Origin of the sequence: Devosia sp. MC1541 (assembly GCF_012847305.1) — a bacterium.
Taxonomy (GTDB): domain Bacteria; phylum Pseudomonadota; class Alphaproteobacteria; order Rhizobiales; family Devosiaceae; genus Devosia.
Genome location: NZ_JABBDZ010000004.1, coordinates 18,233 through 40,997 on the forward strand (window position 1 = coordinate 18,233; position 22,765 = coordinate 40,997).

At 57.1% G+C, this 22,765-nt stretch carries 21 protein-coding genes and 2 tRNA genes; 12 read left to right on the forward strand and 11 right to left on the reverse strand.

The window, feature by feature from the left end; translation table 11 throughout:
- Positions 1–147 precede the first annotated feature (147 nt).
- From HKD40_RS06070 to HKD40_RS18170, 3 genes are all read left to right on the forward strand, one after another.
- Positions 148–2,523: an efflux RND transporter permease subunit gene (locus tag HKD40_RS06070; RefSeq protein WP_169194848.1), complete on the forward strand. Its 2,376-nt coding sequence runs from the start codon at positions 148–150 to the stop codon at positions 2,521–2,523.
- 145 nt (positions 2,524–2,668) lie between these two features.
- Positions 2,669–3,199, forward strand: a complete 531-nt coding sequence (locus tag HKD40_RS06075; RefSeq protein ID WP_169194849.1) for a hypothetical protein — start codon at positions 2,669–2,671, stop codon at positions 3,197–3,199.
- A 56-nt stretch (positions 3,200–3,255) separates the two neighbouring features.
- Positions 3,256–4,506 (forward strand): GGDEF domain-containing protein, encoded by a 1,251-nt coding sequence (locus tag HKD40_RS18170; protein ID WP_169194850.1) that lies wholly within the window; start codon positions 3,256–3,258, stop codon positions 4,504–4,506.
- Position 4,507: 1 nt separating this feature from the next.
- On the opposite strand, the gene HKD40_RS06085 is transcribed toward HKD40_RS18170, so the two are convergent.
- Together HKD40_RS06085 and ssb are read right to left on the reverse strand one after the other, a co-directional pair.
- On the reverse strand, positions 4,508–5,260 hold the full coding sequence (locus tag HKD40_RS06085; protein ID WP_169194851.1) for an MBL fold metallo-hydrolase: 753 nt from the start codon (positions 5,258–5,260) through the stop codon (positions 4,508–4,510).
- Between the two features lie 197 nt (positions 5,261–5,457).
- Complete coding sequence (gene ssb / locus HKD40_RS06090) at positions 5,458–6,000, reverse strand: single-stranded DNA-binding protein (protein ID WP_169194852.1); 543 nt, start codon at positions 5,998–6,000, stop codon at positions 5,458–5,460.
- 454 nt (positions 6,001–6,454) lie between these two features.
- Here ssb and uvrA point away from each other — a divergent pair, with 454 nt between their 5' ends.
- Positions 6,455–9,349, forward strand: a complete 2,895-nt coding sequence (gene uvrA / locus HKD40_RS06095; RefSeq protein ID WP_199368467.1) for an excinuclease ABC subunit UvrA — start codon at positions 6,455–6,457, stop codon at positions 9,347–9,349.
- A 168-nt stretch (positions 9,350–9,517) separates the two neighbouring features.
- Here uvrA and HKD40_RS06100 read toward each other — a convergent pair whose 3' ends face one another.
- The 3 genes from HKD40_RS06100 to mgtE all read right to left on the reverse strand — a co-directional run bounded on the left by HKD40_RS06100 (position 9,518) and on the right by mgtE (position 12,366).
- Positions 9,518–9,952 carry a DUF1489 domain-containing protein gene (locus HKD40_RS06100; RefSeq protein ID WP_169194854.1) on the reverse strand — a complete coding sequence of 145 codons (435 nt, stop codon included), beginning with the start codon at positions 9,950–9,952 and terminating at the stop codon, positions 9,518–9,520.
- Complete coding sequence (locus HKD40_RS06105) at positions 9,949–10,626, reverse strand: glutathione S-transferase family protein (protein ID WP_169194855.1); 678 nt, start codon at positions 10,624–10,626, stop codon at positions 9,949–9,951. Before HKD40_RS06105 ends, HKD40_RS06100 begins: the two co-directional genes overlap by 4 nt.
- Positions 10,627–10,950: 324 nt before the next feature.
- Positions 10,951–12,366 carry a magnesium transporter gene (gene mgtE, locus HKD40_RS06110; RefSeq protein ID WP_248305943.1) on the reverse strand — a complete coding sequence of 472 codons (1,416 nt, stop codon included), beginning with the start codon at positions 12,364–12,366 and terminating at the stop codon, positions 10,951–10,953.
- 118 nt (positions 12,367–12,484) lie between these two features.
- Here mgtE and HKD40_RS06115 point away from each other — a divergent pair, with 118 nt between their 5' ends.
- Positions 12,485–12,832: a hypothetical protein gene (locus HKD40_RS06115; RefSeq protein ID WP_169194856.1), complete on the forward strand. Its 348-nt coding sequence runs from the start codon at positions 12,485–12,487 to the stop codon at positions 12,830–12,832.
- 580 nt (positions 12,833–13,412) lie between these two features.
- Here HKD40_RS06115 and HKD40_RS06120 read toward each other — a convergent pair.
- Positions 13,413–14,027, reverse strand: coding sequence for a LysE/ArgO family amino acid transporter (locus HKD40_RS06120; protein ID WP_182395996.1), 615 nt, complete (start codon positions 14,025–14,027; stop codon positions 13,413–13,415).
- A 97-nt stretch (positions 14,028–14,124) separates the two neighbouring features.
- Between HKD40_RS06120 and HKD40_RS06125 the strand changes: the two genes are divergently transcribed.
- Entirely contained in the window at positions 14,125–15,015 is an 891-nt protein-coding gene (locus tag HKD40_RS06125) for a LysR family transcriptional regulator ArgP (protein WP_169194857.1), read from the forward strand.
- Between the two features lie 21 nt (positions 15,016–15,036).
- Here HKD40_RS06125 and HKD40_RS06130 read toward each other — a convergent pair whose 3' ends face one another.
- From HKD40_RS06130 to HKD40_RS06145, 4 genes are all read right to left on the reverse strand, one after another.
- Positions 15,037–15,981 (reverse strand): DUF2971 domain-containing protein, encoded by a 945-nt coding sequence (locus tag HKD40_RS06130; protein ID WP_169194858.1) that lies wholly within the window; start codon positions 15,979–15,981, stop codon positions 15,037–15,039.
- A gap of 113 nt (positions 15,982–16,094) precedes the next feature.
- Positions 16,095–16,181, reverse strand: a tRNA-Leu gene (locus tag HKD40_RS06135).
- Positions 16,182–16,389: 208 nt separating this feature from the next.
- Positions 16,390–16,476: transfer RNA gene (locus HKD40_RS06140), tRNA-Leu, on the reverse strand.
- Positions 16,477–16,591: 115 nt separating this feature from the next.
- Positions 16,592–16,825: a FliM/FliN family flagellar motor switch protein gene (locus HKD40_RS06145; protein ID WP_169194859.1), complete on the reverse strand. Its 234-nt coding sequence runs from the start codon at positions 16,823–16,825 to the stop codon at positions 16,592–16,594.
- A 67-nt stretch (positions 16,826–16,892) separates the two neighbouring features.
- Between HKD40_RS06145 and lipB the strand changes: the two genes are divergently transcribed.
- Both lipB and HKD40_RS06155 read left to right on the forward strand, forming a co-directional pair.
- A complete protein-coding gene (gene lipB / locus HKD40_RS06150; protein WP_182393911.1) occupies positions 16,893–17,606 on the forward strand; it encodes a lipoyl(octanoyl) transferase LipB in 714 nt (237 codons plus the stop codon).
- A gap of 63 nt (positions 17,607–17,669) precedes the next feature.
- A complete protein-coding gene (locus HKD40_RS06155; protein ID WP_169194861.1) occupies positions 17,670–18,179 on the forward strand; it encodes a DUF4282 domain-containing protein in 510 nt (169 codons plus the stop codon).
- Between the two features lie 146 nt (positions 18,180–18,325).
- Here the strand turns inward: HKD40_RS06155 and HKD40_RS06160 are convergent, their stop codons facing one another.
- Positions 18,326–18,703: a DoxX family protein gene (locus tag HKD40_RS06160; RefSeq protein WP_169194862.1), complete on the reverse strand. Its 378-nt coding sequence runs from the start codon at positions 18,701–18,703 to the stop codon at positions 18,326–18,328.
- A 242-nt stretch (positions 18,704–18,945) separates the two neighbouring features.
- On the opposite strand from HKD40_RS06160, the gene rimO reads away from it, so the two are divergent.
- From rimO to cysT, 4 genes are all read left to right on the forward strand, one after another.
- Positions 18,946–20,271, forward strand: coding sequence for a 30S ribosomal protein S12 methylthiotransferase RimO (rimO, locus tag HKD40_RS06165; protein ID WP_169194863.1), 1,326 nt, complete (start codon positions 18,946–18,948; stop codon positions 20,269–20,271).
- Positions 20,272–20,425: 154 nt separating this feature from the next.
- Complete coding sequence (locus HKD40_RS06170; protein WP_169194864.1) at positions 20,426–20,677, forward strand: GlsB/YeaQ/YmgE family stress response membrane protein; 252 nt, start codon at positions 20,426–20,428, stop codon at positions 20,675–20,677.
- 195 nt (positions 20,678–20,872) lie between these two features.
- Entirely contained in the window at positions 20,873–21,856 is a 984-nt protein-coding gene (locus HKD40_RS06175; RefSeq protein ID WP_169194865.1) for a sulfate ABC transporter substrate-binding protein, read from the forward strand.
- A 71-nt stretch (positions 21,857–21,927) separates the two neighbouring features.
- Entirely contained in the window at positions 21,928–22,764 is an 837-nt protein-coding gene (gene cysT, locus HKD40_RS06180; protein WP_169194866.1) for a sulfate ABC transporter permease subunit CysT, read from the forward strand.
- Position 22,765: the final 1 nt, after the last annotated feature.

A 22,765-nucleotide genomic window follows, 5' to 3' on the forward strand; every position in this document is an offset into this window, starting at 1 on the left:
TGGACGGGGCTTTTCACAGGATTTCACGGCTTCAAGGCTCTGGAACGAGAAGCAGAAGTTTGAAACGGCGCTCTGTCGCTAGACGGGCCTAGGGTGGTTTCATACAAATCCGGCAATCTATTTCCGACACCGGGGAGTCCGTCGCAAGTGTCTCAGCCGTCCATATTCAAACGCGCGCTCGACCGCGTCACGCACAAGCGCTCTATCGGCTTTGGGCTGGAACACATCGGGCTGACGACCCTACGCCACCCCAAAATCGTGGCGCTCCTCGTCGTACTTTTGTCGATTGCCACCTTCAGCCAGCTCCCCAAAGCCAATGTCGACGGCGATCTTCTTCGCGTCTTCGCCCATTCTGGCGATCACTATGACGCCTATGAAGACCTCTCTCGCACCTTCGGAACCTTCGAAAATGACATCTATGTCATGGTCACAGCCGATCGGCTGGTCGAGCCCGAGGTCCTTGAAGAAATCCGCAGTCTCGCCTTTGAGCTAGAACTCAACGAGTTCGTCACCGGCACCATGTCCCCCTTCACCATGCGCACGCCGACTTGGGACGGCTCTTCCGTTCCCGCTGTGCCAGAGGACATGCTGACGCCCGACGAAGTGGCGATGACGCTCATGGATCTGCAGCAATTTGATCCCATGATGCGCAATCTGATCACGCCGGACCTAGATGGCGTTGTCCTCATCGTCTTCACCGATAAGGATATGGTGTCAGAGCATGGCGCCCCCGCCATGATTGCCTCCTTGCGCGAGAGCCTCGCGCTCTACGAAAGCGCCGACATTCAGACAGAGGTTACAGGCCCGCCGATTTGGACCGGCGAAATGGTCAATGCCTCAGTGTCGGACCAGATCAAGTTCACCATCTGGGGCTTTGCCCTTGGTGCCGTCATTGCCTTTGCCACGCTGCGTAGTTTCTGGGGCGCACTGCTCGTCGCCGCCACCCCATTCGTGGCTGTCTCGTGGACCATGGGCGCGGCGCTGTATTTCTTCGGCTCCTTCACCTTCCTGACCATTATCGTGACGACACTGGTGCTGGTGATCTCCTTTGCCGAAGCCATGTTCTTCATCTTCAACTGGCTTGGCTATTGGCGCGACGGCATGGAGCCCAACGAGGCCGTAGACGCCACTGTCAAACTGGTCGGTCCGGCCGCAGCGCTGACCATGCTCACAACCTTTGTCAGCTTCGCCTCGCTCTCCCTCACGCCGGGTCAGGGCATTCGCGAATTCTCTATCGCCGGCGCCATGGGCACTTTCCTGCTCTTTGTGTGCCTGATGACCTTCCTGCCGCTGCTGCTGAAGCTGGCGATCAAGCTCGGCTTTACTCCGCCCAAGCGCTATTCCCGCGCCCTCACCGCCCCACTGCCCTTGAGCTGGAAACTCGCCAACAAATTCGGTCGGCCAATTTCTGTGGCAGCGATTGTCGTCACCCTCCTGCTGCTCATTCCTTATGCGCTGATCAAGCCGCACTTCTCCTTTGAAGATTTCATGGCCAAAGACTCGATGGCCCTGGCCACCGCCGAAAGCATCGACGAAGGTGTTGGTGGCGTTGCCCCGCTCTATGTCCGCATCGGCCTAGCGGATCCCGGAGACGGCCTGAGTGATCGCGACTTTACGAAAATCCAAACGGTCCACGCGATTACCGAAAAACACGTCGGTGAAAACAAGGTCATCTCTGCCGCGAGCGTCACCGAATATGCTGCCGCCGGGCTAACCCATGACGAGCTCTTTGAATCCGTCGGGCCCTTCATGCAGCGCCGTTTCATCAATGAAGAAGGCTCGCAGGCACTCGTGACGGGTTTTATCCCCACGATCATTCAATCCGACGCTTTGCAGGACATGGTCGACGCCATGCAGGCAGACTTTCGTGCAGCCGGTATTGACGATGCCACTGTTGGCGGCTTCCGCGTCTTAGCCACTCTGGCCACCGATGACATCGTCCGCGGGCTCCAGCTTGATCTCACCCTATCGGTCCTTATCAACCTAGCGCTCATTGGCTTTGCCTTCCAAAGCTTCCGCGTCGCGCTGGCCTCGGCGATCCCCAATCTCTTCCCAATTTTAGCAACCGAAGCCTGGCTCTATTTCAGCGGCGCAGGCCTTCAACTGACCACCGTCATCGCCCTCACCATCGCCTTCGGCATCGCCGTCGACGACACCGTCCACTTCCTCTCACACTATCTCCATGCTCGCCGAGCCAAGGGCCTAGAGCATAAGGAAGCGGTCAAGCACACCATCGACCGCATTGGCGGCGCCATCATCGCCACCACCATCATCCTGTGCGCGGGCGTGTTCATCGTCGTGTTCTCGGACCTGCCACAGGTTGCCCTGTTCGGCACTCTGTTCGTCGGCACACTCGCTTTTGCGCTCATAGGGGATCTTTTCATTCTCCCGGCCCTGCTGGTTGCTGGCGGAAAGTTCTTCCAGCCCTTGGGAAAAATCAGTGTTCAACTCGGTGAAGAAGCTGGGAGCAACATGGACGCCCACGCGCCGGATCTAAAATCGGCAACAAATCCGAAACCGTGATAGCGGATTATGCTGAGCGAGCTTGCCGCTCAGTTTGAGCTCCGCCTAGAGTCGCATGACGATTCTCAGTAGGCATGACGCCGACAAAGTAAAAGTTTTTGCGTCCTAAAGAGAGACGCAACGCATACACCGGGGGGCTTCGGCCGTGACATTCTTTAAGACTTTCGTGCGCTTGGCTGCACTGGCCGCAGTTTTTGTCGGCGCACCGACGAGCCTTTCGCCTGTCATTGCGGCGCCAGCGGATGTCGCCCTGATCAAGTCCTACATTGGGGAATGGCGCGGTCGTGGAACGCTTTATGGCGCAACCACAGAAAGTGTGGTCTGCCGCCTCACCATGTCCCAGGGGAATGGCGACAAGGTGAACTACAATGGCCGATGCACTCTGGCAGGCACCACCATGTCGCTCGCCGGCACCGTTGCATTCAACGAGCAAACGCGCCGCTACGAAGCCGCCCTCACCACGAACGCCACCTTCCACGCCACGGCCATTGGTCAGAAGCGCGGTCGAAATCTGATCTTCAACCTGCGCGAACGCGAGCAGGACGAGAAGGGTAAAGACCTCAACATCTCGGCTCAGATCCAGCTCACAGGCGAGAGCATCGGCATCGTTTTTGAAGCCATTTACATCGAGTCCGGCGATAGCCTGCGCGCTGAAGTTCCGCTGACGCGAAACTAAACCATCGCGCTAACGCACCGCACAATGAACACGCCGTCAATTTAAGGAATATGATCGTGTCTCAGTCCCAGCCGCTCATCTCGGCACTGCATCGCTTGCAGTCCGACGAAGAATGGCTGGACACTGTTCGCATGGCCATTGGCTGGGAAGGCGCGGGCTTACAGTCGGCCGACGGCGCATGGCATATGCAGCTCGGTCTTGCCCTAGCCAATTTCAATTATTCCCCGATCCGGTCCGACGAGGGCACGGTACACACTTTACCAAATGGCATGAGCCTGATTGGCGTGCCATTCCTGTCGGCCTACGCCACTGAAGCCAGCTGGTGCTTGTTCTGGACCTATGAGCGGCGCTCCCCCGCAGACCTCTATCGGGCCCTCGCCAAGGCGACAGCGCTTCTAGCCAAAAGCGCACTTGGCCAACATCGCAAAGCCGCCGATCATCACGCCGAGCTCGTCGAGCGCGCCGCAGCCACAGCGCGAATAGGCGTCTGGGGCTGTACTTTGCCCGACGAAACTCTGTCCTGGAGCGATGGCGTCTACGATCTTTTCGAATTGCCACGTCGCACGATCGTTTCGCGCGATGAAGTGTTGCGCCTGTACAGAGCTGAGTCAGCCGCCGAGCTTGAACAGCGCCGGGCCCGTGCCATCGAAACCTTGACCGGGTTTTCTATGGACGCTGACATCACTACGGCGAAGGGCAATAAGCGCATTCTGCGCATTACCGCCGCCATTGATCACATCAATGGCGTCCCGACGCAGATTTATGGCGTCAAGCAGGACATCACGGCAGAACACGCACTCGTCGAACAAACCCGCCTACTGGCCGAAACCGACCCACTGACAGGCATCGCCAACCGCATCCGCTTCCAATCCTGCCTCGATGATCTGCATGGCCGTACCAAGCCTCAGGTTGTCGGCGCCCTCCTGCTCGTCGACCTCGACAATTTCAAGACCATCAACGACACATTCGGCCACCTTGCAGGAGACGCCTGCCTCATTGAGACGGCGCGCCGCCTTAAAGCTGTCGTCCCTCCCTCGGCACTCGTGGCCCGTTTGGGTGGCGACGAGTTCGCTATTGTGACGGATGCTTCCGAGCCCTTTGATCACGCTCTACCAAGCACCATTTTGGAGGCCTTCGCCGCCCCCATGATGTTCGGCGACAAATCGTGTCGGATTGGGATTTCGATTGGCGTCGCCGTGCGTCAGGCCGACGATGTGGCAGACACACTTTATCACAGCGCCGATCTGGCCCTCTATCAGGCCAAGGAAAGCGGCCGCGGAACGTGGCGCCTGTTCCGCGACAGCTAATTCACGCGTACCAGTTGCGCATGCGCAGCTCGATCCCTTCACCCAACCCTGTTTCCAGTGGACTGAGGTCACTTTTCCCAAAGTGATAGGGATAAACAATCTTGGGCTTGAATGTATTGATCGCTTCAAGCGCTTGGTCAGGCGTCATCGTATACGGCAGGTTCATTGGCACGAAGGCCACGGTGATATTCGTTAGCGCCAGCATGTCGTCAGTGGGCTCTGTATCGCCGGCCACATAGACAGTCACATCGCCAAAGCTCAATACGTAGCCATTGCCAACGCCCACCGGATGGTAATTCATCCTGTCTGCCGTGATGTTGTGCGCCGCAATAGCACGCACCGGAATATCGAGCAGGCTCCCCTCTGCTCCATTGGCCAGAGCAGTTGCATTGGCTTTCAGTGCTGGAGGCAAAAGGTCGAACACTTCCTGATTGGTAATCAGCTTGGCATCCCCAGCGATGGCCATGAGCGTTTGCAGATGGAAGTGGTCCTGGTGACCATGTGTGATCACGATAGCATCGGCTGGCGGCAAGTCTGCATAGAGCTCAGCCCCGCCAACAGGGTCGACATAGATCGCTTTGCCACCCCACTCCAACACGAGGCTGGCGTGGTTTACTGGGTGAATGAGCAGATCGCCCCCGCTGGTTGGAATTGTGTCTGCGCTTGCCTCCTGCGCCATAACCAACCCTCCACTCGTGGCCGCACCCAAAGGCAGCAGTGCCATGCCAAACAAAACTGAACGTCGTTGTACCATTTCTTCCTCCAAGAAAATTCCCACGTTTGCCGAGTGTAAAGCGCTCTACCAAACCTATGCTTTGCATCAATATTGCAAAACTCTAACGCGCATCCCCCCTCGCACCAACCCAAATCTCATCTTCTGGCCAGTCGCAAACGCAAAAGGGCCGCTCTCGCGAGCAGCCCTTCAAAAATTCTATGCCTGCTAAAGCGACATCAGAACGGGATATCATCATCCATGCCGCCTGGCTCAAACACTGGCGCATTGGAAGAAGGACGACGCGATGCGCCACCTTGGTTGCCGTAGCCACCGCCGCCGCCACCGCCCTGGTTGCTGACGCCACGGAAACCACCGTCTTCCTGCTGACCACGGAAACCGCCGCCGCCACCGCCGCCTTCACCCTCGCCACGGCCATCTAGCAGCACCATGGACGAGTTGAAGTTCTGCAGCACGATCTCAGTAGAATACTTGTCCTGACCGGACTGGTCCTGCCACTTGCGGGTCTGCAACTGACCTTCGATGTAAACCTTCGAACCCTTGCGCAGATACTGCTCAGCAACACGAGCCAGACCTTCCGAGAAGATCACCACGCGATGCCATTCAGTCTTCTCGCGCTGTTCACCGCTGTTGCGGTCCTTCCAGCGTTCAGAAGTCGCGATAGAAAGGTTCACAACTTTACCGCCATTCGGCAGGTTGCGGACTTCGGGCTCATTGCCCAGATTGCCCACGAGAATAACCTTGTTCACACTGCCAGCCATGGCAAATCCTTCCGAATTCAGTCCCGGTCTGCACCGTTACGGGACGCTCCAAGGAGGTGAGGCCATCCCCGGTGCGGGACACTCACCTAAGTCAGCCACCTTAAACCAGTCCGCCTCGCGGTGCAGGCGCGCATTTCAGGTTCTTAACAACTGACTAATGTTCTCAAAATGTTCCACACCAAAGCCCGCCGGTCAAGCCCCTGCTGACACGGTCTGTCAGCAGGCTTGATGCAAGCAGACTTCCGAAGTCGCGCAGTATTCGGGGCTTGCTCAAATAAAATGTTCCCTTTACGTTCACAAAACATTTGAACCGGACTCGAAAACCTTTGCGTTGACGATCGCGTTAGCATTTCTTGCGCGCAACCCAACGCGAGCCTATGTGATGGCTTTCGCCAAATCCGTATAACTCCCATGGTGCAGCAGCCGCTGCGCCATTTGAAGCATGGACGACCAGATGAAGAACCCGCCGAGCCAAAACCGCGAAATCATCGTCCGCGGGGCGCGCGAACACAATCTCAAGGGCATTGACGTCAAGCTCCCGCGCGACAGCCTCATTGTGATGACCGGCCTTTCCGGCTCGGGAAAATCCTCTCTCGCCTTCGATACCATCTATGCTGAGGGCCAGCGCCGCTATGTGGAGTCCCTCTCCGCTTACGCCCGCCAGTTCCTCGAGATGATGCAGAAACCCGATGTGGAACACATCGAAGGCCTGTCTCCCGCGATTTCGATTGAGCAAAAGACCACCTCGCGCAATCCGCGCTCGACGGTGGGTACTGTCACCGAAATCTACGACTATCTGCGCCTTCTCTACGCCCGCGTTGGCATTCCCTATTCACCAGCGACCGGCCTGCCGATTGAAAGCCAAACCGTCACCCAGATGGTGGATCGCCTGCTTGAGCTCCCGGAAGGTACACGCCTTTATCTGCTCGCGCCGATCGCTCGTGGCCGCAAGGGGGAGTTCAAGAAGGAACTCGCCGAGCTGATGCGCCGCGGCTTCCAGCGCGTCAAAATCGATGGCGAATACCACGAGATCGAAGACGCTCCGGCCCTCGATAAAAAGTTCAAGCATGACATTGAAGTCGTGGTTGATCGGCTTGTTGTTTCACCCGATATCTCCGGCCGCCTCGCCGAAAGTTTTGAAACGGCGCTTGGTCTTGCAGAAGGCATTGCCTTTGCCGAATTCGCCGATGAGAAGGACGACAAGGGCAATCCGCGTCGCCTGACCTTCTCCGAGAAATTCGCCTGCCCTGTTTCCGGCTTCACCATCGCCGAGATCGAGCCGCGCCTGTTCTCCTTCAACAATCCCTTCGGCGCTTGCCCAGTTTGTGACGGCATCGGCACCGAGCAAGGCATCGATGGCGATCAGATCGTCCCCGATACCGAGCTTTCGCTTAAGGACGGGGCCATTCTACCTTGGGCCAAGACCAGCGCGCCCTATTACCAGCAGACCCTCGCGGCCGTTGCGTCCCACTACGGCGCGGCCATGACCACGCCGTGGAAAGACCTGCCGTTCGAAGTTCAGCACGCCGTTCTCTTCGGCACCGGCCGCACTGCTATCGACTTCGTCTATGACGATGGCCTGCGCCAATACAAAACGTCAAAAGCGTTTGAGGGCGTCATCGGCAATTTGCAGCGTCGCTACAAGGAAACCGAAAGCGCTGGCACGCGCGAGGAAATCGAAAAATACATGTCGGCCAAGCCATGCCTGTCCTGCGGCGGTTATCGCCTCAAGCCAGAATCCTTGGCAGTCAAGATCGATGGTCTACACATTGGTCAGGTGACGGAGAAGTCGATCCGCAATGCCGCTGAGTGGTTCAATGACCTCACCGACAAGCTGAGCCCGACCCAAAAGCAGATTGGCGAGCGCATCCTCAAGGAAATCCGCGAACGCATCAATTTCCTGATCGATGTGGGCCTCGACTATCTCTCCATGTCCCGCAATTCCGGCACATTGTCGGGCGGCGAAAGCCAGCGTATTCGTCTTGCCAGCCAGATTGGCTCGGGCCTGACCGGCGTGCTCTATGTTCTGGACGAGCCATCTATCGGCTTGCACCAGCGCGACAACGCCCGCCTTCTCGAAACCCTGCAACGCCTCCGCGATCTCGGCAATACCGTCATCGTCGTTGAACACGACGAGGACGCGATCCTGACCGCCGATTATGTTCTCGACATTGGCCCCGGCGCTGGCGTCAACGGCGGCAATATTGTTGCCGAAGGCACGCCGCAGGACATTCTAGACCACCCGGATTCTCTAACCGGCAAATACCTCTCCGGCCGCATGGGGATCGCTATCCCTGCCGAACGCCGCGAAGGTAAAACGGGCAAATCGCTCTCGCTTAGGGGTGCCACAGGCAACAATCTCAAGAATGTCGATGTCGACATTCCTTTGGGAATGTTCGTCGCCATCACCGGGGTTTCCGGTGGCGGCAAGTCGACGCTGATGATCGACACCATGTACAGTGCGATTGCGCGTCGCCTGAATGGTGCACGCGTGGTCCCCGCCCCGCACCAAAGCCTCACTGGTCTCGAGTATCTCGACAAGGTCATCGACATCGACCAATCCCCGATTGGCCGCACGCCGCGCTCCAACCCCGCCACTTACACCGGCGCGTTCACGCCGCTGCGCGAGTGGTTCGCGGGCCTACCCGAAGCCAAGGCACGTGGCTACGGCCCGGGCCGCTTCAGCTTCAACGTTAAGGGCGGCCGTTGCGAGAAATGCGAAGGCGACGGCGTTCTCAAGATCGAGATGCACTTCCTGCCCGACGTTTACGTCACCTGCGACGTTTGCAAGGGCAAGCGCTACAATCGCGAAACGCTGGAAGTCCAGTTCAAGGGCAAGTCGATCTCCGACGTTCTCGACATGACCATCGAAGAAGCCGTCGAGTTTTTCGCGGCCGTCCCCGTCATTCGCGACAAGTTCGCCACCCTCCAGCGCGTCGGCCTCGGCTACGTCAAGGTTGGCCAACCGGCAACGACCCTCTCGGGCGGCGAAGCGCAACGCGTGAAACTGTCGAAGGAACTGTCGAAACGCGCCACTGGCCGCACGCTCTACATGCTCGACGAGCCAACCACGGGCCTTCACTTCCACGACGTCGCCAAGCTCTTAGAAGTGCTTCAGGAACTGGTCGATGGCGGCAATACCGTTGTCGTCATTGAACACAATTTGGAAGTCATCAAGACCGCCGATTGGGTGATCGATCTAGGCCCTGAGGGCGGCGATGGTGGTGGTGAAGTCGTCGCCGCAGGCACGCCAGAAACCGTTGCGGCGAATAAGCGATCCTATACGGGCAAGTACCTCAAGGAGGTCATCGAACGACGTCCTCAATATGCGACCCGCGCAGCCGAATAGATTCAAACTCTCAACAGGGGCCACTAGGCCCCTGTTTTATATACACTTCCCCATCACAAACTGAGCACAGCCAGCCCCGCAAAGCGAAAGCCTGCGCTCACCCTGTGGTGCAGACCCATCGCCCCTGCGCCCCCGGGGGACGGATCGAGGGTGGGGTTCAGCGCCCCGTCAGATCAGCCCCATCCGTGCCAATTCAGCGGCGATCTCCATCGAGTTATCGCTATCGTCATTCGCCCCGACGCCCAGATCAGGCGGAGCATCCTCTGGCCGAAGATAGCGCCAGCCTTGGAAAGGACGCTTGGGATAGGGCACGGTCCGGACAATCTCTGGATCAAGGATCAAATCGCAATAGTTGATCCCCTCTTCACTGGTGTGCGAGCCAAACCGCAGGATCTTCTGACGGCAACCGATAGACCCTGCGATGACCCAATAGATCGACGCCTTGCCTTCCATCTCGTCGCCGCGTTTGGGCGTCATACGCGTCCGGTGAACGTGCACGTCCTCGCCATAATCAGCGCCCCACCAATGAGCGCGCTCATAGCGGTAGCTTTCGAGTTCCTCCACGCTGGAAATCCCAACGCAGAGTTTAACCATATGAATCATGCCAAATTTCCCGGAGCGACACGCCCCTGAATAACGTCGATCTCATCGTCGTCAACGATCCAGGGTTCCTGTAACGCCAAATTGCGCCAAGCCTGAAAGGCGGGCAGCGCATAAATCGCCTCGACATAGAGACCAGCCAAATCCGTCACTGGCAATTCATAGGTGCGAATGCGCGTCGCGACAGGGGCAAACATCGCATCAGCCGCCGAGAATGCGCCAAAGAGATAGGGCCCGCCCGATTTCTGCAGAAAATTCCCCCACAGCGCTTCGAGGCGCGACAAATCGGTACGCACCACATCCGCATCCACCCTACCTGGGTGCGAAGCCCTTAGGTTCATCGGGGCGTGATTGCGCAATGCCGAGAACCCACCATGCATTTCGGCTGCTGCGGCACGGGCCAATGCGCGCTCCGCCCGATCACGCGGCCAGATTGCATGCTCCGGAAATGTCTCGGCAAGATACTCGATGATGGCGATTGATTCCGGGATCAGCAGCTCCCCATCGATCAGCAGCGGCACACGCCCGGTGGGCGAATGTTGCGCTAGGACATCACGGAAATTCGGGCCAGAAAGTTGTAGAACTTCATCCTCGAAAGCGATGTCAAAATGCTTGAGTACGAGCCAAGGACGCAAAGACCACGTCGAATAATTGCGATTCCCGATCAATAGCTTCACCGCAGTCTCCTCAACCAAAAAAGCAGGGCGCCCGGTGGCCAGGCGCCCTTCCTGAACTCTTGGGAGAGACTAGTCCCGGCGTTTAAGCAACGCCAGCTACAATCGAAAAAACCAGTGCCATGGACACAAGGCACACCAGTGCCCAACTCATGGTCATCCACAGATTAGGCTTCGGTTGACTGCGCATGAGATCGCTCCTTGTCAGTCGTCCACACCAAGCCGCCACCGCGCGGCAGATGGTAAATGAAACGCTAATGACAATAGAGACGGGATGCAAGCGACCATTCTGCAACAGTCACGCGGATGCGTTCGCATGACTGTTTGTTAGAATAGTCCGAACCACAGCCCGGCAATTCCCAAAAATGCAAAGAAGCCAACCACATCGGTAATCGTCGTCACGAAAACTGCCGATGCAATCGCCGGATCCGCTTTCAAACGATCCAGCGTTAATGGAATGAGCACACCGAATGTACCGGCAACGATCATGTTGATCACCATGGCCAAGGCGATCACCACACCCAGTTCTGGATTGCTATAGCGGAACCAGGTCACAAGCCCGATTAGAATGGCGAAGAGCACCCCATTGGCGACGCCCACCACCATTTCGCGGCGAATAAGCCGGCGCAATCGTCCACCATCCAGCTCACGCATGGCCAGCGCACGCACCGTAACAGTCATCGTCTGCGCCCCGGCGTTCCCGCCCATAGAAGCAACAATCGGCATCAACGCGGCGAGCGCCACCATTTGCTCGATGGTGGCGTCGAAGAGCCCAATGACCAACGATACGAACAGCGCCGTGAACAGGTTCACCACCAGCCATGGCGTACGGCTCTTCACCGTGTCGACCGTGGTGTCAGAAACGTCTTCGTCGCCCACGCCTGCCATCAGGCGAATGTCTTCTTCGGCTTCTTCCTGAATAACGTCGACAATGTCGTCGATGGTCAACACGCCCACAAGACGGTCGCCATTATCGACCACGCCAACCTCGACATAGTCATAGCGTTCGAAAATGCGCGCGGCTTCTTCTTGGTCGTCTTCCGCTTTTATGAGCGTCAGCTGCGTGTTCATGATCGTATCGACCTTGGCCGCACGCTGCGTCCGCAAGAACCGATCGAGCGGCAAAACGCCAAGCACCTTATAGCCCGCATCAACTACGTAGAGCTGATAGAACTCTTCCGGCAATTCGGGCTCGGCGCGCAGGTAGTCGATCGCCTGCCCCACCGTCCAAAATGGCGGAATGGCGATGAATTCCGTCTGCATCCGGCGTCCGGCCGAATCTTCAGGGAAATCAAGGCTTCGCTTCAACGCCAGCCGTTCGAACGTGGGCATAGCCCGCAGAATTTCGTCTTGGTCTTTTTGCTCCAGATCTTCGAGCAAATACACCGCGTCGTCATGATCGAGTTCGGCCACGGCGCGGGCGATTTCCGTATTCGGAATCGCGTCCATGATCTCGACACGGATGCTTTCGTCGACCTCGGTCAGGGCCGAGAAGTCGAACAAATCACCGAGTAGTCGAACCAGATGGATACGCTCTTCAGCTTCCAGCTGTTCGAGCAGGTCGCCAACGTCCCCCGCATGCAGCGGCTCTAGGAGCGCGACTAGCGCCTCAAGCTGCTCGCGTTCGAGCAGCGCCCGAACCTCGCCTACCCAAGCAAGGCTGATCCGCCCCTCCGCATCGCGGAAGGTGCTGTCGACACGGCCCAGGTCTTCACCGGACATGATTGTGGATTCGTCGCTCATAGGGAGCCCTTTTCGTGTCCTGGGGGTTTCAGGGGCGTGGCAAGCTGTACCTGTTCAATCTGCGCCGCGCCAGTGACCTGCAAAAGCTTTTCTCTTCTCTAATGTCGAGGCTATGAAAATGTCTGAGCCAATCGCCGCCCGCACCGACTTTTCTCGGGTTTACACCCTAGCTCAAGCTGCTCTGAATGATGAGATTATGGTCAAAGAGGGCATAGCGGGGCCCTGCATCGCTTACCACGACCAGATCATCGCCGAGCTGCGTGAAACCGGCCTACTGTGGCTAAAATGCCCTGCAGACCAAAAGGTTCTCCTGCTCGACATCTCGCCCGACATATATTTTGAAACCGACGAGCTCGTCGGCCAAGACGGCGTTTTCATCCGCATGACAACAATAACAGATCAAGAACTAGCACTTCGCCTAAGTGATGCGCTGGCCTCCAGTCGCAGGCCACTTTCGCGCGAATAACAAAAACACTATGACTACTTTGAGATCAGTCCCACCTCTGGAGTAGGAATGGACGTTACGACCACACTCGTTTGCCAATGCGGGCAATTTCACATGGAAGTTGTTGGCAGTCCGCTGTTGAGCGCACAGTGCCACTGCGCCTCCTGCCGAAAGGCTGCACGGGAGTTGGCGAACTTTGGCCCAGCACGCGCGCTAACCGAAGATAATGGGGGCACCAACTACACGCTCTATCGCAAGGATCGCGTGCGCTTCCCCCATGGACTCGATGGCCTACACGCCTATCGCCTATCAGCAACAGCCCCGACACGGCGCGTTCTCACGGCTTGCTGCAATTCGCCCGTCTTCGTTGAATTCACGGGTGGCCACTGGCTGAGCATCTACACAAGCATGTGGCCCATGGCCGAGCGTCAACGCCCTGACCTGCGCACGCAAATTGCCGATGCACCGGCGCAGACAAAGTTCGACCACTCGATTCCAGCCAGCAAGTGGCACACCACAAAATTCTATGCGCGCTTGGCAGCCGCGTGGGCAGCCATGGGCTTCCGCACGCCAAAATTGAAAATCTCTGACTGGCCCCCGATCAGTCCTGCGCTTCCGGCCACAGAAGTTTCAACGCAATCAGCCACATCACCACGGCAATAGCACCCTCTAGCCAACGCCATGACGCAGGATTGGCGAACGCAGGACGCAGCAATCTTGCGCCAAATCCGAGGGCAAAGAAGAACACAAAAGACCCGGTGATGGCTCCTGCAGCAAACAGCACCTGTGCGCCGGGGAACTGGGTCGAGATCGATCCAAGCAAAACCACCGTATCAAGGTAAACATGTGGGTTGAGCCAGGTGAGCGCCAAACAGGTCAGCAACGTCGCGCCTAGGCTAGCACTTGGCTTTTGCTCGTCCACCACCAGTGCCCCAGTCGATTGCAACGCTGACCGCAAGCTTTTCAGCCCGTACCAGATGAGAAAGGCCGCGCCCGCAAAGCGCATGCCGGTCTCCAGCCACGGCAAAATCGCGGCCACATGACCAAAGCTCGTCACCCCGAGCGCGATAAGCAGTGCATCCGATATGGCACAGGTCAGCACCACCGCGAGCACATGCTCCCCGCGCAAGCCTTGCCGCAACACGAAGGCGTTCTGCGCGCCGATGGCCAAAATCAAAGTGAGGCCAGTCGCCAAGCCTATGCCGAACACGTCCATTGCGATTCCTTCAGTCAGCACCCGGCCCTTGCCTAACGACCGTGCAATCAATTAGGCCAATTAAAGAAATTGCATCACCATTAGGAGGGCTAATGCCATGATTGACTATCCTGCAGCACACGCCGTTGCCATGGTGGTTCAAACTGGCAGTTTCGAGCGCGCCGCGCAAAAGCTCAATATCACGCAGTCAGCCGTCTCCCAACGGGTGCGCCAGCTCGAAGAGCGTCTCGGCGCTGTTCTCATCGAACGCGGCACACCCTGCATTGCGACAGAAAAGGGCGCTTGGCTCTGCCGCCATATGGAATTGGTTGGCTCCCTCGAAAACGACCTGCTGACCCACCTGCCCTCACTTGGGGACACCGCCAAGCCGCTCACGCTAGACATCGCCGTGAATGCCGATAGCCTTGCGACCTGGTTCATGCCCGCTGCCGCTGCATTTGCGGCGACCAGCTCCAACGTCCTGAACATCATTATAGACGATCAGGATTTCACGCATGATTGGCTGCGCCGAGGCCGCGTGCTCGCCGCAGTGACATCAAAAGCAGAGCCGATCATCGGTTGCGATGTCATCAGGCTGGGCAACCTCCGCTACCACGCCACGGCGAGCCCGCAGTTTTATCAGCGCCATTTCTCACAAGGCGTAACCGCTGCAGCCCTCGCACACGCCCCAGTCGTGACCTTCAATCAGAAGGATCAGCTGCAAAGGGACTGGCTGGTGACCAACTTCGGCACAACGGTTTCGGGGCCGACGCACTTCATCCCGTCCAGTCATGGTTTTGTGAAAGCCTCCCTCGCCCACATGGGCTGGTGCCTTAACCCCACCGCGTTGGTGCACGATCATCTGGCCAGTGGTCGCTTGGTAGAACTGATCCCCGGAGCGACGCTCGACGTCGATCTCTATTGGCAAGTTGGTCGCCTCGCCGCCAAACAGTTTGCAGGCCTCACTGAAGCGGTCAAACAGGCGGCGCAAATTGGACTGGTGAGGTAAGTGGACCACTCGATGGGAGCATTATTGACGGAGCGGGATGTCCGAAATCTCTATTCGTGAAAGAGGATCGGGCACCCCCTTCGCTTCTAACACCGTCGCAAAAGCCTCGCTCTGCACCAAAGGAAACGCTGTCGGACCAATTATAATTTTTTCGACGAAATCTTTAACCGCTAAGCCGCGAATACCAAGGTCTGGCGCGTCCCGTAAATCCAACTTTATCACGGGTTGAACGACCCCACGCACGACTTCAACATTCTTGGAAATCAGTGGGCTGCTGGGGCTCTCAGGTGAATAGATAACCCTCCATTCCCGCTCTTCCCGGAACCCCTTATGCTTTGTGCCAAGAATAAACTGCCGAAAACACCGACTCAGCCACTCCCGGACTGCAGCTATTTGTAATTTACGAAGTTCAGGCAATGCGCTCATAAAGCGATAAACGAACTTCTGGAAATTTTTCTGGAAACCCATTGGGTCCAAATAGGAAACAGGCAGCGAATATAGGGGTAACGGCGGATTTGCGTTTTCCATGAACGCGGTGGGCTGGACTACGATTGCTACGTTGCCGTATGCACGCCACATTGAGAGACGGCCCAAGCCATTCTCAAATTTCCGGTGTTCGGAAATGCACACCATATAGGTATCAAGACGCATTTTTCGGACCGCCGCATCCAGATCAGCAGCTACCCAAGCAGCGCTCCCATCAAAATCCCGATCCAATATATTTTTGAGTTTTGTGCCAGCATCTGAATGCCATGCCGCAACTAGCAGGCGATTGCCGTACTCGATTTCAGAAAAATCGTTCATGACCGCAGATTTACGCAGCCATACACTTTCATTGCGCAAAATCTGCAACGCCGCCTCGGCGCTAGTATAGTGCACGAATTGGACGCCGGACGTTATGGCCTTTTGCCGCCTATCGACCGCTTGAAATGCGAATATTCTCTGGAGTGCGTCGATATCCACCATACGCTCCGCGCACGAATGTACATACGCCACTAACCTAGCGCTGATAGATACTTAGGCAAGACCTAAAAATTCAAAACCCCGCCGATCCGAAGATCGCCGGGGTTTTTGAATAATGGTGCGGTCGAGAAGACTCGAACTTCCACGCCCTTTCGGGCACAGCGACCTCAACGCTGCGCGTCTACCAATTCCGCCACGACCGCACATTCTGGTAGAAGTTGAACCGCATCTGCGCTTCAACGAGGAGGGGTTTAGCAAAGGCTTTTGGCCTTAACAAGCACCCCGAGCCTCTGATCACGACCTATTTCAATCTTTCCACAACGGAAGTCGAAAATGGAAAAAGATAGGAAAATCAGAGCCCTGAAAACTCAAAACCCCGCCGATCCGAAGATCGCCGGGGTTTTTGAATAATGGTGCGGTCGAGAAGACTCGAACTTCCACGCCCTTTCGGGCACAGCGACCTCAACGCTGCGCGTCTACCAATTCCGCCACGACCGCACATTCTGGTAGAAGTTGAACCGCATCTGCGCTTCAACGAGGGGGGATGTAGCAAACGGTTCTGGGGACCACAAGCGTTTAAATTCGAAAATCCTCAGCCTGTGGAAGTTTCCCACTACCCTGCTTTAAAAGTCTTTTCCTTGACGAAAACGCGGAGGCGCCCGTCTTCTACATTCACCTCGCCTTTAGCCACGAGCGTATTATTGGCATAAATGCGCAGGGGATCATGTTCAGTGGTGTCGAGTTCGATCACAGCACCGCGACCCATGCGCAGCAAATGGTGGATCGGCAACGTGGACGCGCCGAGTTCCACGGTGATGTCCACTTCAATATTGTCCAGAGTGCTCATAGATAGGTCTTAGGCTCGATCTGTTAGTGTCGCGCAGCTTCTACCTTAAATTCGGCCCAGCATGGTTATGAAAGTGTTAACAACCAACAACGAAGCGTGTCAGATCAAGTCAAAGCTCCTGCGCTCGGATGATCAGGCTGTCGAATGGACCATCTTCGATGCGCCACTGGATTATCCAGAGGCTCTGCGCATGATGGATGAGCGCGTGGCGGCGATTGCATCAGGCGAGGCTTCTGAGGCCGTCTGGCTCTTGGAGCACCCTCCCCTTTACACCTCTGGCACCTCAGCGCGCGCTGAGGATCTGCTCACAGCGCGGTTCCCGGTCTATCCCGCGGGCCGAGGCGGTCAGTACACCTATCATGGCCCCGGCCAACGCGTTGCCTATGTCATGCTCGACCTCACCCAACGCGGGCGCGACATTCGCTGCCTCGTCCAAGGGCTAGAGCAATGGGTCATCGACACGCTCGAAAGCCATAATGTGAAAGGTGAGCGCCGCGAAGGGCGCGTCGGCGTATGGGTGCAGCGACCTGAAAAAGGTTTAGGGCGTGAAGATAAAATCTCAGCCATCGGTGTTCGCGTGCGCAAATGGGTGACGTTCCACGGCATCGCGCTCAACGTTTCGCCTGATCTCAGCCACTATAACGGCATTGTGCCATGCGGAATCACCGACCAAGGCGTCACTAGTTTTGAGGACTTGGGGCTTCTGTTGAGCATGCCTGAAGTAGATTCGGTTCTACGCACCCGGTTTGAAGCTATTTTCGGCGCAACAACAGTGGCGTAAAACCTTGCCATAGGGCACTTGGACGAACACCTTTAGACCGTCCGCGAATCGAGGAGCTGACTTATGAAATTGGACGATATTAAACGCCTACTCACCCGTCAGACCCTGTTCCGGCTGGACGCGATTCTGTCGCCCAAGCTCATGCCGATTTTCTACGCCCTTGGCCTAGCCGGTATTCTGCTCTGGATTGTGAGCCACTTCTTCTTCCGCTTCTCGCAGGGCTTTGGGAACGGCCTGTGGGGCATTCTGGAAATCGCGGTCTTCGGTCTATTGGCCTTCGTGGCGCTGCGCATCCTTTGTGAAGCTCTTCTCGTCTGGTTCAAGAATCACGAAACCGCTGGCGACACGGTCCAGCGCTCGCGGTACTCGGCATCCCTGCTCGATGAAGTCCGCGACGCTATTCGCGATCTTGCCGAAGAAGGCGAAGACGACCGCGATTATGCTGAAGCTGCTGAATATATGACGCCAGCCACCGAGCCCGCGCCCTATACGCCGCCAGCATCGACCCCGCTGAACCCGGAAGACGCTGTTCGTTCGCCCTCCACCAAACCCGGCCAGACACACGGAAGCTAACCTTAGCGCCCCCCCTCCCGCGCCTTACAAAGAGAGCCCCATAGGCTCTCTTTTTTTATTGGTCGCACCGCCACACGCTCCCAGCAGCAGACAAAAAAAGACCCCCGGCCGAAGCCGAGGGTCTCTATCAGCACCGAGGGAGGCACTTATTTCTTGTTAACGCTCCAAGCGCCAGGACCTGCAAATACCAGGTAGAGGAACACGAAGCAGAACAGGATTGCCGCGTCACCACCGTTGTTGACCGGGAAGAAGTTCTGCGGCGCGTGGCCCATGAAGTAAGCGAAAGCCATGGTACCCGAAGCGATGAATGCCGCTGGACGGGTGAAGAAACCAATTGCGATCAGGATACCGGTGACGATCTCGATAACGCCTGCCCAGAAGAAAATCGTATCAGCGCCTGGCTGGAAACCGCCAGCAGGAAACGCCATGAGCTTCTGTGTGCCGTGAGCGAGAAACAGCAATGCTGCCATAATGCGCAGCACAGCGAGGGCCTGCGGCGCGTATGCGGAGAGACGGTCGAACATGGGAACTCCAATAATGCTGCGCCAATTCGGCGCGCCAGTCGCTAAAAGGTAATCGAACAACGCTGTTCTAATAAACCACACTGTTACAGACGCACTGTTCACGCATTAATTCCATTCACGAGCCCGTGATCCGCGTTCGCTGCACAGCTGATCATCGGTAAGTGACGGCCAGTCACATTGCGTAACCGTGCAGAATTCTGTATGACGCGCCATTCTCTTACTTAGCGGAATTCTGCACGCGCATGACTCAGGCGCCAAAAATCGGACTCGTCAGCCTCGGCTGCCCCAAGGCGCTTGTGGACAGCGAGCGCATCATGACCACGCTTCGGGCGCAGGGCTATTCGTTTAGCCGCGACTATGCAGGCGCGGACATTGTTCTCGTCAACACTTGCGGCTTTCTCGATAGCGCCAAGCAGGAAAGCTTGGAAGCGATTGGTGAAGCTCTCAACGAAAACGGCCGCGTGATCGTCACCGGCTGCCTCGGCGTTGAAGAAGGCCTCATCCGCGAAACCCATCCGAACGTGCTGGCCATCACCGGCCCGCACCAGTACGAAAACGTGGTTTCGGCGGTTCATGAGCACCTGCCCCCAGTACCAAATCGCTTTGTCGATCTGGTCCCGGAGAGCGGTCTCAAGCTCACGCCTCGCCACTATGCCTATCTGAAGATTTCGGAAGGCTGCAACAATCGTTGCTCCTTCTGCATCATCCCTCAGATTCGCGGCGATCTCGTCTCGCGCCCTGCCGCCGGAATTCTCGGCGAAGCCGAGGGCCTCATCCGCGCTGGCGTCAAGGAACTGCTGGTTATCTCGCAGGACACCTCGGCTTACGGCGTCGACCTGAAATACGCGACATCCAAGTACCGTGGCCGCGACGTGAAGGCGAAGTTCTATGACCTCGCCAAGGAACTCGGCGAGCTCGGCGCATGGGTGCGCATGCACTATGTCTACCCATACCCACATGTCGATCAGGTGATTGAACTGATGGCCGAAGGCCTCGTTCTGCCCTACCTCGACATTCCGTTCCAGCACGCTTCGCCAACCGTTCTGCGCGCTATGAAGCGCCCAGCGAACCACGAAAAGACCCTCGACCGGATCAAGAAGTGGCGCGAAATCTGCCCAGATTTGACCATCCGCTCGAACTTCATCGTGGGTCACCCTGGTGAAACCGAAGAAGATTTTGAATTCCTTCTCGACTGGATCGAAGAAGCCGAAATCGATCGCGCTGGCTGCTTCAAGTACGAACCAGTGACAGGTGCTCCTGCCAACGATCTGCCGGGCATTGTTCCGGAAGAAGTGAAGGAAGAGCGCTTCGCCCAGCTCATGGAAGTGGCACAGGACATTTCCTACCACCAGCTGAGCAAGAAGGTCGGTCGCACCATCGACGTGATCGTTGATGACGTTCAGCCCGAGCAGAACCGCGTTATCGCGCGCTCTAAGTGGGATGCTCCGGAGATCGACGGTCAGGTCTATGTCGACAATGCTGACGGCATCAAGATCGGCGACATTGTTTCGGTCACCGTGACCGACAATGACGAATACGATCTCTTCGCAGTCCCTGCCGCAAAATAGTCAAACGGCTATCAGCAGTAATAAAAATTCAAAATGCCGGCACAATATGTGTCGGCATTTTTGTTTATTGCAGCAATTTTAGGCAGTTCTTGCCTTTTCTCCGTAGTGTGCCACGCTAAGCCCGTACAGACTCACTTCGCGAGGAGGCGAAAACATGGGTTTTGACGGTGTTGGAATTATTGGTGCGATCATTATTGGCGGCATCGCCGGATGGCTTGCCAGCATGTTCATGAATGCCGGTGGCGGCGTTCTCAAGAACATCCTGCTCGGCATCGTTGGTGCCATTATCGCCAGCGTTCTGTTTGGCCTGCTGGGAATTTCCTTCGGTGGCTGGATTGGTTATCTCGTCGCGGGCTTTATTGGCGCCTGCATAATTATCGGCATCGGACGCGCCGTGGCGAAATGAACTTGCGCTGGTCGCCACTGGCGGCCAGCACCTTTAGAATAAAATTCGCGCGGTCTTGAAGTCAGACGCAATGGATTTGCGACTAAGTTTCAGCGCGTAAATTACTCATCCAGTTCAGTCTTTTGGACCTTTACGACGCACCGCAAGCCGTTTCATCTCCATCTCAATTGCTCAAACCGATGGACTTGCGCCGTTATGAATAAGCTCCTTGTTTCCACTTTGGCTGCACTGACCGTTTCTGCTGCGCCGGTCTACGCTCAGCCCACCGACATCTTGAACGCCTCATACGATATTGCACGCGAGCTCTTCGCCGCCATCAACGAGGCCTACACAGCCTCCGGCGCGACCGTCACGGTCAACCAGTCCCATGCCGGCTCCTCCGCTCAGGCCCGCGCCATTCTAGAAGGCCTGGCAGCAGACGTCGTGACCTTCAATCAGGTTACGGACGTTCAACGCCTCGTGGACGGCGAATTCGTCTCGGCCGATTGGGCAACTGAGTTCCCGAACAACGCCACCCCCTTCTATTCCTTCCCGTCCTTCCTCGTCCGCGCTGGCAACCCAAAGAACCTCAACGATTGGGGTGATCTGGTGACCGAGGGCGTGCAGATCATCTTCCCGAACCCCAAAACCTCAGGCAACGGTCGCTACACCTATCTCGCAGCCCGCGCTTGGGCGACCGAGGAATACGCAGGCGACACCGCCAAGGTCGAAGAGTTCCTCACCAAGCTCTTCAACAACGTGCCCGTTTTTGAAACCGGTGGCCGCGCTGCAACCACCGCCTTCACTGAGCGCCAGCTTGGCGACGTTCTGATCACCTTTGAGGCCGAAGCGCTCGCAGTCGCCAACGAATTTGGCACCGACAAGTACCAGCCGGTCACGCCGTCTGTGTCGTTCCTGTCCGAGTTCCCGGTTGCCATTGTCGATAAGGTCGTGGACGCCCGTGGCAGCCGCGATGTGGCCAAGGCCTATCTCGACTTCCTCTTCTCGCCCGAAGGTCAGGAAGTTGCAGCCGCAAACTTCCATCGCCCTACAAACGAAGAAGTCTTGGCCAAGCACGCAGATCGCTTCCCAGAAGTTCGCCTCGTGACCGTCGAAGAAGAGTTTGGCGGCTGGCAAAAGGCTGCTGAGGAACACTTTGCCGACGGCGGCCTGCTCGACAAGGTCTTCCTGAACCAATAACCCCTTCTGCCATACCTATTCTATCCGGCGGCGCAGCTTTTGTTGCGCCGCCAAGTCTATGAGAACACCCCATGGCAAAACCGCATTCTAAGCACTTCCTGCCCGGCTTCGGCCTCACCATGGGCGTATCTGTTTTTTACATCTCCCTCATCGTCCTCCTGCCCATCGCCGCCATGTTGCTCAAAGTCACGGGCATGGGTTGGGGCGAGTTCTGGCGCATTATCTCGTCCAACCGCGCCTTGGCCGCCTATCGCATCACCTTCAGCTCTGCCTTCTATGCCACCATCATCAATGGCATTGTCGGCATGCTCTTCGCCTGGGTTCTCACCCGCTATCGTTTCCCCGGTCGCCGTATTCTCGACGCTCTGGTCGACCTCCCCTTTGCCCTGCCGACAGCTGTCGCGGGCCTGGTCTTGGTGACGCTTTTCTCGGGAACCGGTTGGTACGGGCAATTCCTCGAGCCCAACAACATTAAGGTCAATTACACCCAGCTCGGCATCATCGCCGCCATGACCTTCACCTCCATTCCTTTCGTTGTTCGTTCTGTGCAGCCGGTGCTGGAAGATCTCGACGAAAGCTATGAGGCGGCAGCGCAGACCCTGGGCGCGAGCCGCTGGCAGATTTTCACCCGCGTCATCTGGCCCACCATCCTCCCCGCCTTCATCTCCGGATGTGTGCTCTCCTTCGCCCGCTCGCTCGGTGAGTTCGGAGCGGTCGTCTTCATTGCAGGCAATCTACCGGGCATGACCGAAATCGTATCGCTGCTGATCTATATCCGCCTCGACGAGTACAATTACGAAGGCGCAGCGGCCCTCGCGACGGTCCTCCTTCTCGTCGCCTTCCTCACGCTCGTCGCCACCAACGCCCTTGCCGCTTGGCAAACGCGCTATGCCGAGAGAAATGGGTAAG

Coding starts and splice junctions, on each gene's coding strand:
- HKD40_RS06085 (WP_169194851.1), bottom strand. CDS start 5,260: ATGGTACAACGACGTTCAGTTTTGTTTGGCATGGCACTGCTGCCTTTG.
- ssb (WP_169194852.1), bottom strand. CDS start 6,000: ATGGCTGGCAGTGTGAACAAGGTTATTCTCGTGGGCAATCTGGGCAAT.
- uvrA (WP_199368467.1), top strand. CDS start 6,455: ATGAAGAACCCGCCGAGCCAAAACCGCGAAATCATCGTCCGCGGGGCG.
- HKD40_RS06100 (WP_169194854.1), bottom strand. CDS start 9,952: ATGATTCATATGGTTAAACTCTGCGTTGGGATTTCCAGCGTGGAGGAA.
- mgtE (WP_248305943.1), bottom strand. CDS start 12,366: ATGAGCGACGAATCCACAATCATGTCCGGTGAAGACCTGGGCCGTGTC.
- HKD40_RS06115 (WP_169194856.1), top strand. CDS start 12,485: ATGTCTGAGCCAATCGCCGCCCGCACCGACTTTTCTCGGGTTTACACC.
- HKD40_RS06120 (WP_182395996.1), bottom strand. CDS start 14,027: ATGGACGTGTTCGGCATAGGCTTGGCGACTGGCCTCACTTTGATTTTG.
- HKD40_RS06125 (WP_169194857.1), top strand. CDS start 14,125: ATGATTGACTATCCTGCAGCACACGCCGTTGCCATGGTGGTTCAAACT.
- HKD40_RS06130 (WP_169194858.1), bottom strand. CDS start 15,981: ATGGTGGATATCGACGCACTCCAGAGAATATTCGCATTTCAAGCGGTC.
- HKD40_RS06145 (WP_169194859.1), bottom strand. CDS start 16,825: ATGAGCACTCTGGACAATATTGAAGTGGACATCACCGTGGAACTCGGC.
- lipB (WP_182393911.1), top strand. CDS start 16,893: ATGAAAGTGTTAACAACCAACAACGAAGCGTGTCAGATCAAGTCAAAG.
- HKD40_RS06155 (WP_169194861.1), top strand. CDS start 17,670: ATGAAATTGGACGATATTAAACGCCTACTCACCCGTCAGACCCTGTTC.
- HKD40_RS06160 (WP_169194862.1), bottom strand. CDS start 18,703: ATGTTCGACCGTCTCTCCGCATACGCGCCGCAGGCCCTCGCTGTGCTG.
- rimO (WP_169194863.1), top strand. CDS start 18,946: ATGACTCAGGCGCCAAAAATCGGACTCGTCAGCCTCGGCTGCCCCAAG.
- HKD40_RS06170 (WP_169194864.1), top strand. CDS start 20,426: ATGGGTTTTGACGGTGTTGGAATTATTGGTGCGATCATTATTGGCGGC.
- HKD40_RS06175 (WP_169194865.1), top strand. CDS start 20,873: ATGAATAAGCTCCTTGTTTCCACTTTGGCTGCACTGACCGTTTCTGCT.
- cysT (WP_169194866.1), top strand. CDS start 21,928: ATGGCAAAACCGCATTCTAAGCACTTCCTGCCCGGCTTCGGCCTCACC.